This is a genomic window from Actinomadura opuntiae (assembly GCF_030283205.1).
Lineage (GTDB): Bacteria > Actinomycetota > Actinomycetes > Streptosporangiales > Streptosporangiaceae > Spirillospora.
Map to the genome: position 1 here is coordinate 247,617 of NZ_JASNWF010000011.1, position 10,649 is coordinate 258,265.

Here is a 10,649-nt window from a genome sequence, read left to right on the forward strand (position 1 = left end):
CGCTCCAAGGGAAGGGACCGGGATGCCGGAGATGACGAGCAAGACCGCGACCGGCCGGGAGGCGTCCGCGACGGGCGCCGTCCCGGCGGCGCGGCGGGGCTGGACGCTGGTGCTGGCGGGGATGGGGGCGTTCCTGTGCTCCCTGGACGTGGTGGTGGTCGCCACCGCGCTGCCGGTGCTGCGCACCCACCTGGGCGCGAGCCTGTCCGACCTCGAATGGACGATCAACGCCTACAACCTGGCGTTCGCCTGCCTGATGCTGACCGGTTCCGCGCTGGGCGACCGGTTCGGGCGCCGCCGGATCTACGTGACGGGCCTCGCCGTGTTCACCGCGGCGTCCGCCGCGTGCGCGCTGGCCGGCGGCGCCGGCGCGCTCGTCGCCGCGCGGGTGGTCGAGGGCGCCGGCGCGGCGCTGCTGCTGCCGCTGACCCTGACGCTGATCAGCGACGTGTTCCCGGTGGAGAAGCGCGGTGCGGCCATCGGGCTGTGGGGCGGGATCACCGGGCTGGGGGTGGCCGGCGGGCCCGTCCTCGGCGGCGCGATCACCGAGGGGCTGGCCTGGCAGTGGATCTTCTGGATCAACGTGCCGGTGGGGCTGGTGATGATCCCGCTGTCGGCGGCGCTGCTGCGGGAGAGCCGCGGGCCGCGCCCCCACCTGGACCTGCCGGGGCAGGTCCTCGCGGGGCTCGGCATGTTCGCGCTGACGTGGGCGCCGGTCCGGGCGCCGTCGGCCGGCTGGGACTCGCCGGAGGTGGCGGGCGCGCTGGCGGCGGGGGCCGTGCTGGTGGCGGCGTTCCTGCTGTGGGAGCGCCGGGCCGCGCACCCGATGCTGCCGCTGGCGTACTTCCGGCTGCGCGCCTTCTCCTCCGCCAACGCGGTGATCTTCCTGCAGGCGGTGTCGCTGCTCGGCTCGCTGTTCATGATCACCCAGCTGTTCCAGATCGGGCTGGGCGACTCCCCGCTGGAGACCGGGCTGCGGCTGCTGGTCTGGACGGGCATGCCGATGATCGCCGCGCCGCTGTCGGGCGCGCTGGCCGACCGCGTCGGGCCGCGCCCGCTGATGGCGGGCGGGATGGTGCTGCAGGCCGCCGGGTTCGGCTGGCTCGCGGCGGTGACCTCGCCGGACGTGGGCTACGGGACGCTCGTCGGGCCGCTGGTCCTCGGGGGCGTCGGCACCGGCATGATCTTCGCGACGACGGCGGGCGCGGCGACGGCGGCGGTGCCCGCCGGCGACGCGGGCGTGGCGGCCGGAACCAACACGGCGCTGCGCGAGCTCGGCGGCGTCTTCGGCATCGCGATCCTCGCCGCGGTGTTCGCCCACGAGGGCGGCTACGCCTCCCCCGAGTCGTTCGTCGACGGCTTCAAGCCCGCGCTGTGGGTCGCGGCCGGGGTGGCCGCCGCCGGGGTGATCGCCGCGCTGTGCGTTCCCGCCAAGGCGCGGGCCGCGGTGCCCGAGACCGGGCGCGATTCCGTCGCCGCCCGGCCCTAGGGCGGCGGCGGGCCGTTCAGCCGCGCTCGGCGAACAGCAGCCGGATGACCGGTTCGGCGGCGGCCACGGGGTCGTCGCCGAGCCCGGCCGGGAGGGCGCCGCGCAACCACAGCTCGGCGAAGCCGTGGACGATCGACCAGGCGGCGATCGGGGCGGTGAGGTCGCCCGCCGGGCGGTCCGGCGCGACCGTGCGGGCACCGCGGACGAGGACGGTGTCGGCGCGGGCGCGGGCAGCGGCGACCTCCGGGTCGTCGGCCCGGTACAGCTCGGGCCGGAACATGACCTCGAAGTACGCGCGGTGGTCGACGGCGAAGCGCACGTAGGCCAGCCCGACGTCGTGGAAGTCGTCGCCGGCGGCCTCCAGCGCGTCGGCGAACCGCGCGTAGCCCTCGGCGGCGACGGCGGTGAGCAGCCCGGCCTTGTCGCCGAAGTGGTGGGCGGGCGCGGCGTGCGAGACGCCCGCGCGGCGGGCCAGCTCGCGCAGGCTCCAGGTGGCCGGTCCCGATTCGGCGATCGCCTCGACGGCGGCCGTCATGATCGTCCGCCGCAGGTCACCGTGGTGGTAGCCGTCGTCGCTCATGCCGGGATCCTATCTTTCCATTGACAAGTTCGCATCCGGACGGCAATCTAGCCAGCGACAAGATTTGCCCGACCGAAGGACTCCGACCATGCCGACCCTGCCCTGGACCCCCGTGGCGGCCGCCGATCCCGAGGCCGGGGTGACGGTCATGGCCTCCCGGCTCGAGGTGCGCTCGCTGCGCCACGTGCCGGGCTTCCTCCTCGCCTCGCTCTCCCTGCTGCGGCAGGCGCGCCGGTCCGACGGCGCGCACGGCGTCACGCTGAAGGCCCAGCTGTTCGGGCGGACGTTCTGGACGCTCTCCGCGTGGCGCGACGAGCAGGCGATCAAGGCCTACGCGGCCGCCGAACCGCACCGCTCCACGATGCGCGCCAAGCGCGCGGTGATGCGCGACTCCACGTTCGTGTTCTGGCGGGCGAAGGCCGCCGACCTGCCCATCACCTGGGAGGAGGCCCAGCGGAGGATCAGCGAGAGCCGCAAGCCCGAGACCAGCGGCCGTCCGCGCTCATCCGAGGAACGCGCGCGGTAGGGCTAGTCCGGCAGGTCGATGTCGTCGGCGAACGCGCGCAGGCCCGGCAGGTCGACGACGGTGATCCTGCGCCGGCCGGTGCGGATCAGCTCGGCGGCGCGCAGCCCGGTCAGGGCCCGCGCGACGGTCTCCCGGGAGGCGTCCATCCAGCTGCCGAGCTCCTCCTGGGACAGCCGCGGCCCGATGACGATCGACCCGTCCGGCGCGGGCGGGACGTGCTGCGCCGAGCGCTCGGCGAGATCGGCCAGCAGCCGCGCGAGCCGCTGGGTGCCCCGGCTGGCGACGTGCGCGCGCAGCCGCCGGTCGGAGTCGTCGATGCGCTGCACGAACGTCCCGGTGACCAGCATCCAGACGCCCGGATGCTCGTCCAGGAAGCCGGTGAACCGGTTGGCCGGGACGACCAGCGCCCGCACCGGCGACAGCGCGGTCACCGTCGCCGAGCGGGTGCGGCCGCCGAGCACCGCGCTCTCGGCGAGCAGGTCGCCCGGCCCGCGCACGGCCAGCACCACGTCGTGCCCGTCCTCGGTGGAGGAGGTCACCTTGGTCCAGCCCCGCTCGATGATGATCACATGGTCGGACTCGTCGCCCTGGTAGACCAGCGGCGCCTTGACGGCGTACTGGCGCGGGCGCGCGGCGGCGCGCAGCGCGGTCCGCTGCGCGGTGTCGAGCGCGGCCCAGAAGCCGGGGCGGGGGAAGCACGGCGAGGAGGGTGCCACGGTCCTCCTCCTTACCTTTCGCCGGGTACCTTGACATGCCCGCTGACACCTGTCCGGTAAACCGCCCCGGCGTATCTCGGCGCGACCCTATTTCGCGACGGCGACCAGCCGGACGGCGAGGCCGGTGAAGACGGTGCCGCTGAAGAGGTTGAGCGCCCGCGCGACCCGGCGGCTGCGCCGCAACAGCAGGGCGAGGCGTCCGGACAGCAGCCCGACCGTCCCGTCCACCACCAGGCCCATCAGCACCAGCGTCAGCCCGAGGACGAGGAACTGGACCATCGGGTGCCCGAGATCGGGGTTCACGAACTGCGGCAGGAACGCGATGTTGAACAGGATGACCTTCGGGTTGAGCAGGTTGGTGACGACGCCCTGCCAGAACGCGCGCAGCCGCCCCGGCCCGGCGGGCGCGGCCTCCTCGGCGGGTTCGCCGCGGTCCCGGAACGACTTCACCGCGAGGTAGAGCAGATAGGCGGCGCCCGCCCAGCGCAGGACGTGGTAGAGCGTCGGCATCGCCGTGAACAGCGCCGACAGGCCGAGCATCGCGGCGATGGCGTGGGTGAGGGCGCCGGTGGCCACGCCGGCGGCGGCCATCACGCCGGTGGCGGGCCCGCCCCGTCCGCCCATGGCCACGATGAACATCATGTCGGGGCCGGGAGTGAGGCACAGGGCGAGCGCGGCGACGAGGAACGCCGCGTAGAGAGATGTGTCCAGCATGCCGGAATCATGGAACGCCGGACGGGTCCGGTGCGACCCATTTAGCGGCCGGCGCGGCGCCCCCGCCCGCCGTCACGCGACCCGCCGTCACGTGCCGGGCGGCGGCTCGGTCTCGACGGTCACCGCCTCGTGGTCGAAGCTCAGGTGGCCGCGGATCTTCGTCGCGTCCTCCAGCGGCTCCTCGTAGGACCAGGCCGCGTTCTCGGCGCCGTCCAGCGACCAGTACGTCGCCTCGCCCTTGTAGGGGCAGACGGTGTGCTTGTCGCTGCGGGTCAGCAGCTCGCTGCGCACGTCCTCGGCCGGGATGTAGAACCGGTTGCGCAGCCCGGTCTCCGACAGCAGCATCGGACGCTCGGTCTCGGCGATGACCTTCCCGTCCATCAGCACCCGGACGTGCCGCGACGCGACGCGGGCGTCGACCCGGTGGAAGGGGTCGCGCAGGTGCCCGCGCACCTCCTCGTCCTCGTCGTACCAGGCGTCCATCGGCTCCCAGTAGAAGGCCATGTAGCCGCGCAGCCACGACGACTCGGGACGCGGCTCCGGGTACCCCCAGACCGCGTTCTCCGCGACGCGGCCGCCGGCGCGGATCGTCCAGTACGCGGCGTCGCCCTTGAACGGGCAGTGCGTGCTGTGGTCCGTCCTCTCCAGCAGGTCCGTCCGGACGTCCTCCTCCGGCACGTACAGGACGGGCAGCAGCCCCGTCTCGTGCAGCAGCTTCCCGCGCTCGGTGTCGAAGACGACCTCCCCGCCGAACCGGGCGTGCACCCGGCGGGGGAAGTCGTGCATCAGCAGCCGGTGCTTCGGCCCCTCGATGCGGAAGTTGACGTCGTCGCCGGGCGACCCGGCGAGCGGCCCGGGGGCCATGGTCAGCGTCATGCTCGTCTCCCTGCGTCGGCCTCGGTCGCGCCTGGCGGCGCCGTCGCACGCTCGACGACCCTGTCACACGCCCGACGGCATGGTCTCCAACTCGCCGCGCCGGGCCGCCTCCAGGTGCAGCGGCGCGATCGCGGACGTGGTCCGGAACCAGCACAGCGCGTCGTAGCGGTCGGCGAGCCGCGTCGGCACGTACTGCCGCCGATCGCGGTCGGGATCGTAGACGACGCCGATCGCGCGGTGCCCCAGCCTCCCGGTGAGGAAGCCGGGCATGTCGCGCTCGGGCGGCACCACGAACAGGCCCCGGTGCAGCTCCGACCCCGCCAGCACGTCCTCCAGCGACCCCTCCTGCGGCGGCGGTACGGTCATGACCTCCATCGGGCCGCCCCAGCGCGGCGCGGCGACCACCTCGCCGGGTCCGCCCGCGAACCCGACCGCGACGACCAGGTCGCGGCCGTGCCGCTCGCGGGCGAGTTGCCCGAGGTTGACCATGCCGGCGTCGGCCATGTCGGTGGCGCGGGCGTCGCCGACGTGGGTGTTGTGCGCCCACACGACCGCCTTGCCGCCCTGCCCGCCGTGGGTGTGGAAGTCCATCAGCCGGTCGAGGGTGTCGGCCATGTGCACGTCCCGGACGTTCCACGACTCCGGTCCGCCGCCGATCATCGCGCGGTAGTAGCGCTCGGCGCCCGCCGCGACCTCGGCGTTCTGCCGCACGTCCAGCTCCTCGTCGGGATCGCGGGAGTCGCCGTGCGAGACGGGACGGCGCAGCCTGGTCAGCAGCGCCAGGATCTCCTCGGTGCACCCGTCCGGGACCAGCGCCGTGTTCCACCCGTAGGACTGCGGGTCCTCGCCGTGCGGCTCGAAGCAGCGGTAGGCCTCCAGCGCCGTGTGCAGGTACTCGGGACGGTGCTCGGCCAGATGGTCGATGACGGCCCGCAGGGACTCCCACAGGCTGTAGACGTCCAGGCCGTAGAAGCCGGCGCGCTCGTCCGGCGGCAGATCGGCGTTGTGCTCGCGCAGCCAGCGGCAGAACCGGACGGTCTCCTCGTTCGCCCACATCCAGGTGGGCCAGCGCTCGAAGGCGTCCAGCGCGGTCCGCGGGTCCCGGGCGCCGCCGGGCGCCAGCGTGACCGAGCGGCCGACGCGGCGGCAGTCCGGCCAGTCGCCCTCGACGGCGACGAAGGAGAACCCGCGCTCGGCGATCAGCCGGCGGGTGATCGCGGCCCGCCACGCGTAGTACTCGTGGGTGCCGTGGCTGGCCTCGCCGAGCAGCACGCACCGGGCGTCCCCGATCCGGTCGAGCAGCGGATCCAGGTCGTCGGCGTACTCCAGCGGCAGCGCGGCGCCGAGGACGGCGTCGTCGGGGTTCTGGTGGCTCCGTGGATGTCGCATCACATTCCCCCCAAATGCTCCTTATCTCCCGCGTTCCCCGGATCCCCGGATCGATGCACGGCGGCCGCCGCCGATGCGGCCCGTCCCGCCGGGTGATCAGTCGGCCCGGCGCAGGCCCGTCGCCCGCGCCCGGTAGGCCGACGGCGGCAGGCCGTAGGCGGCCCGGAACGCGCGGCTGAACCCCGCGGCGTCCGGCATCCCCCAGCGGCTCGCGATCGCGCCGATCCGCCGGGCGGCCAGCAGCGGGTCGGCCAGCTCCCGGCGGCAGCGCTCCAGCCTGCGGTCCCGGACGTACCGGGCCACCGTCGTGCCTGCCGGCTCGAACACCCGGTACAGCTGCCGGACGGAGATGTGGTGCGCCCCGGCGATCGCGGCCGGGGTCAGGTCCGGGTCGTGCAGGTGCGCCTCGATCCACTCCTTGATCGCGCGCACCGCCTCCGCCTGCTCCCGGGACGGCGGCGGCACGGACCCGGCGCCGAGCCGCTCCCCCGCCGCGCCGGCCAGCAGCTCGACGATGGCGCCTCCGAGGTGGTGCGCGTACGGCTCGTCCGCGGGGTCGGCGTCCTCGGCGAGCGCGGTCAGCAGGGACGCCACGAGCCGTCCGGCGCCCGCCTCGCCGCTTAGCAGCGTGCCGCCCAACTCCGTCATCCGGCCGTGCGGCAGCGGGACGGCGCGGTGCGGGACCACCACGGTGAAGATCCGGTGCGCGCCGAAGGCGATCTCGACGGGCCGGGTCAGGTCGTAGAAGACCAGGTCACCGGGGCCGGCCCCGACCCGGCGGCCGTTCTGGCGCAGCACGCACGAGCCGCGCAGGACCAGCCCGAGCTTGTAGCACTCGCGGGTGTCGCGGGCGATCTGCCGGGCGCCGCGCCGGACCTCGTGGGCCGGGGCGCGCACCTCCCCGGCCTCGACCGGGCCGAGGGTGCGGCCGGCGAACCGGGCGGCGAACCCGCCGGCGCGGGCGGGCCGGACGTGGAAGGGGCCGAAGGCCTCGCGGACCGCGTGCCGCCAGTAGTCGGCCTGGTCGCGGGCAGGGTGGTCCGAGGTGCTGACGAGCGTGGGCATGACGCTCCTTCTCGCTGGGTGCGGGGGTCCCGGACGCACCCGCAAGGCTTCTACGGCCGGTCAGGAAGGTCAATGAGCGAGTCAGCACGACATCCCGGGCGGAGTTTGGGCAGTCGGCGCCAACGTCCCGGCAGCCGGGGCCAAGACCCGGCCGCTCCGGCGGGCCTATACAGGTCTCGACGCCTCCCGCGCCCTCCGGGGCGACCGGGAGGGCGGCTCCCGCACCCCTCCGAGAGGACCCCGCCATGTCCGTCGACGACCAGCCCCCCGCCGACCAGTCCCCTGCCGACCAGCCGTCCGGCATCACCCGCAAGAACTTCATGGTGGCCGTCGGGCTCGGCGCGCTCGCGCTGCCCGCCGCCGCGTCCGCCGCCGCCCCGCCAGCGCAGGCCCGCGTCCGGCCGCGCGTGCTCAAGCCCACCCCGAAGTGCGACGACGGCGACGACGAGCCGACCCCCGCGCAGATCGAGGGCCCGTACTTCAAGCCCGGCTCGCCGCAGCGGACCTCCCTCGTCGAGCCCGGCATGCCCGGCACCCGGCTCGCGGTGAGCGGGACCGTCTACTCCATGTCGTGCCGGCCCGTCGCCAACGCGCTGCTGGACTTCTGGCAGGCCGACGACTACGGGAACTACGACAACACCGGCTACACCCTGCGCGGCCACCAGTACACCGACGCGGCGGGCCGGTTCGCGCTGTCCACGATCGTGCCCGGCCTCTACCCGGGCCGCACCCGGCACATCCACGTCAAGGCGCAAGCGCCCTACCAGCGGATCCTCACGACGCAGCTGTACTTCCCCGGCGAGCCCCGCAACCGGACCGACACGCTGTTCGACCCCGAACTGCTGATGGACGTCCAGGACGGCCCGGACGGGCGCACCGCGCGGTTCGATTTCGTCCTGCAGGTCTGGTAGGGCGCCGAACGGTACAGAGACGTAACTGGAATCTCCCACGAAACACGCAAGGAATGGATAGTCTCCCACCGATCACATTTGGTTAGGTAAGACAATCTGGAGCACCTGCCGCATGAGCGCTGCCAACCGGGTACAGGTCATCACACGGTGGGGGGCCATCGCCTTCATGGCGATCGCGGTCATGACCGCGACCGCGGGCGGCTTCGCCCAGTCCTACGCCGGGCTCTACCACTGGGCGCTGGAGCACGGCCTCCGCGGATGGAAGGCCGACTCGTTCCCGCTGCTGGTCGACCTGTTCATCATCGTGGGAGAGCTCGGCCTCTTCCTGCTCGCCGTCGACGCCTTCGTGCTGCGCCGCCGGGACATGATGAGCTGGCTCGACTTCTTCCTGCCGCTCGCCATCGCCCTGGCGGGCTGGACGGCCAGCCTCATCTTCAACGTGGGGCACGTCGGCCACCGGTCGTTCTCCTACCAGGCGACCGCCGCCGTCCCGCCGATCGTGTCGATGCTGGGCCTGTTCGTCCTGCTGCGAACGCTGCATAGGTACGTGGCGAGGCAGGCCGAGGAGGAGGAGCAGAAGAAGGCGCCCGAGGCCGCCGCGCCGCGCGCCATCGCGGGGCCGGTCACCCTGCAGCAGATCACGCTGATGCCGCTGCGCAACACCGGCCCGTTCCCGCAGATCCAGGTGCCCGGCCACTCCGGCAAGGCGATCGAGTCGGGGACGGCGGGCGCCGCCGGCACGGCGTCCGAAGGCGCCGCGTCCGGCGCGGCCGAGCAGGCGGCCGCCGCTCCGGCGGCGCCGAAGCGGGCACCGGCCGCGTCCCGCGAGCCGGCTCCGGCCCCGGCGCCCGAGCCCGACCCGGAGCTGGCCGTCGTCAGCGCCGCCGCGCGCGGGAGCCTCAACGGCCGCAGCACGCTCGGCACGCCGCACGAGGACCCGGCGCCCGCCGCGCCCGACCCGGAGAACCTGCGCACCATCGTCATCGACGTCCTCGAGCGCCGGCACGGCGACATCGCCGCGACGCTCGAGGAGGTGCGCGCCGAGGGTTACGTGTGCGACGAGGCCGACATCCGCCGGATCAGCGACAACCACTGGTTCCCCTACGCGGTCTACCGGCTGCTCGCCAAGCACCACGGCGACGGCGAGCTCGTCGCGCAGGAACTGGCCGCGCAGGGCATCGCCTACGACCAGGCGGCGCTCGACGAACTCGTCCGCTCCTGGCGCGTCTGACCCGGCACGCCTTTCCGGGGATCGGCCGTCCGAAATGGCGGCCGATCCCGTCCGTTTACGGGTCCATTGCGGCCCTCGCTCGCTTTCCCGGCCGTCCCCGCCATTCCCGTGCGACGCTGGACGCGCATCTCATGCCGCATCAGCGATGCCGGGAGACACCCATGAAGACGCAACTGCTCGCGGTGGCCGCCGCGGCCGCGCTCGGCGGGGCCGTCACCGGGTACCTGGCGGCCCCCTCCCCCGGGGACGCCGCCGCCCGTCCCGCCGCCGCGTCCCTCGTCACCGGAACCTTGCACGCCGCCCTCAACATGCCGGACGGCGACCGCGCGAAGGCCGCCGCGCTCGGCTACAACCTGTTCGACGTCGACCCCGACAAGGACGAGATCGCCTCCCTGCCGAAGGGGGGACGCGCGCTGCTGTGGGTCGGCAACACCACCTGCGGCGGCTTCCAGCAGAGCAGCACGTCCGCGTTCGCCGACACGGTGAAGCGGTTCGCCGGCGACGACCGCGTCTACGGCTGGTACCTGTCGGACGAGCCGAACCCCGACCAGTGCCCCGGCATCGCGGGCGAGCTGCGGGAGCGGGCCGACATCGTCCACCGGTACGCGCCCGGTCAGAAGGCGTTCGCGTCGCTGACGGACTGGCCGATGGCGCCGCTGAAGCCGTCCGAGACCCATCTCGACCTGATCGGCCTCGACCCCTACCCGTGCCGGGCGGGCGGCGGCGGATGCGACCTGAAGGCGATCGACCGGATGGTCGGGCAGGCGAGGAGCGCCGGCTTCGCCACGAAGATGATCGTCCCGGTGTTCCAGACGTTCGGGCAGGCGTGCACCGACGGGGAGAAGAACTGGCGGCTGCCGGAGGCCGGCGAGATGACGGCGATCCTGCACCGGTGGGACCGGCTCGTCCCGCGGCCCGCGTTCGACATCAGCTACTCGTGGGGCCGCCAGGACGCCTGGGCGTGCCCCGCGCTCGCCGACGCCGACGGCCGGGACGGCAACCCCGATCTGCAGGCCGTCATGAAGAAGCACAACCTGCGCCGCACCGGTCCGGGCGTCCCCGAGCGAGACCCGGCGCCCTCGCCGGGCCCCGCCACGACGAGCCCCTGCCCCGCACCGGCGGGCACGAAGCCGTAACCGCCGTCGGCCGCCG

11 protein-coding genes are annotated in these 10,649 nt (G+C 74.1%); 5 read left to right on the plus strand and 6 right to left on the minus strand.

The genetic code is table 11. From position 1 onward, the window contains the following. Positions 1-31: 31 nt before the first annotated feature. Positions 32-1,489, plus strand: a complete 1,458-nt coding sequence (locus QP089_RS24845; protein ID WP_285914365.1) for an MFS transporter — start codon at positions 32-34, stop codon at positions 1,487-1,489. 16 nt (positions 1,490-1,505) lie between these two features. Here QP089_RS24845 and QP089_RS24850 read toward each other — a convergent pair whose 3' ends face one another. Continuing rightward, positions 1,506-2,069: a TetR/AcrR family transcriptional regulator gene (locus tag QP089_RS24850; protein ID WP_285914367.1), complete on the minus strand. Its 564-nt coding sequence runs from the start codon at positions 2,067-2,069 to the stop codon at positions 1,506-1,508. 88 nt (positions 2,070-2,157) lie between these two features. Here QP089_RS24850 and QP089_RS24855 point away from each other — a divergent pair, with 88 nt between their 5' ends. Next, positions 2,158-2,595, plus strand: a complete 438-nt coding sequence (locus QP089_RS24855; protein ID WP_285914370.1) for a DUF3291 domain-containing protein — start codon at positions 2,158-2,160, stop codon at positions 2,593-2,595. A gap of 2 nt (positions 2,596-2,597) precedes the next feature. Here QP089_RS24855 and QP089_RS24860 read toward each other — a convergent pair whose 3' ends face one another. The 5 genes from QP089_RS24860 to QP089_RS24880 all read right to left on the minus strand — a co-directional run bounded on the left by QP089_RS24860 (position 2,598) and on the right by QP089_RS24880 (position 7,355). Then, positions 2,598-3,311, minus strand: a complete 714-nt coding sequence (locus QP089_RS24860) for a Crp/Fnr family transcriptional regulator (RefSeq protein ID WP_285914372.1) — start codon at positions 3,309-3,311, stop codon at positions 2,598-2,600. Between the two features lie 87 nt (positions 3,312-3,398). Beyond that, complete coding sequence (locus tag QP089_RS24865) at positions 3,399-4,025, minus strand: LysE family translocator (RefSeq protein ID WP_285914373.1); 627 nt, start codon at positions 4,023-4,025, stop codon at positions 3,399-3,401. Positions 4,026-4,112: 87 nt separating this feature from the next. Next, positions 4,113-4,901 (minus strand): DUF427 domain-containing protein, encoded by a 789-nt coding sequence (locus tag QP089_RS24870; RefSeq protein ID WP_285914374.1) that lies wholly within the window; start codon positions 4,899-4,901, stop codon positions 4,113-4,115. A 63-nt stretch (positions 4,902-4,964) separates the two neighbouring features. After that, positions 4,965-6,290 (minus strand): erythromycin esterase family protein, encoded by a 1,326-nt coding sequence (locus QP089_RS24875; protein ID WP_285914375.1) that lies wholly within the window; start codon positions 6,288-6,290, stop codon positions 4,965-4,967. A gap of 96 nt (positions 6,291-6,386) precedes the next feature. Beyond that, entirely contained in the window at positions 6,387-7,355 is a 969-nt protein-coding gene (locus QP089_RS24880; RefSeq protein ID WP_285914377.1) for an AraC-like ligand-binding domain-containing protein, read from the minus strand. A 245-nt stretch (positions 7,356-7,600) separates the two neighbouring features. On the opposite strand from QP089_RS24880, the gene QP089_RS24885 reads away from it, so the two are divergent. The 3 genes from QP089_RS24885 to QP089_RS24895 all read left to right on the plus strand — a co-directional run bounded on the left by QP089_RS24885 (position 7,601) and on the right by QP089_RS24895 (position 10,633). Continuing rightward, complete coding sequence (locus tag QP089_RS24885) at positions 7,601-8,266, plus strand: dioxygenase family protein (RefSeq protein ID WP_285914379.1); 666 nt, start codon at positions 7,601-7,603, stop codon at positions 8,264-8,266. A gap of 112 nt (positions 8,267-8,378) precedes the next feature. Further along, positions 8,379-9,497 (plus strand): DUF2637 domain-containing protein, encoded by a 1,119-nt coding sequence (locus QP089_RS24890; RefSeq protein WP_285914380.1) that lies wholly within the window; start codon positions 8,379-8,381, stop codon positions 9,495-9,497. Between the two features lie 161 nt (positions 9,498-9,658). Further along, the gene (locus QP089_RS24895) at positions 9,659-10,633 is read left to right on the plus strand and encodes a hypothetical protein (protein ID WP_285914381.1); all 975 of its coding nucleotides are present in this window, start codon (positions 9,659-9,661) and stop codon (positions 10,631-10,633) included. The last annotated feature ends 16 nt before the right edge of the window (positions 10,634-10,649 follow it).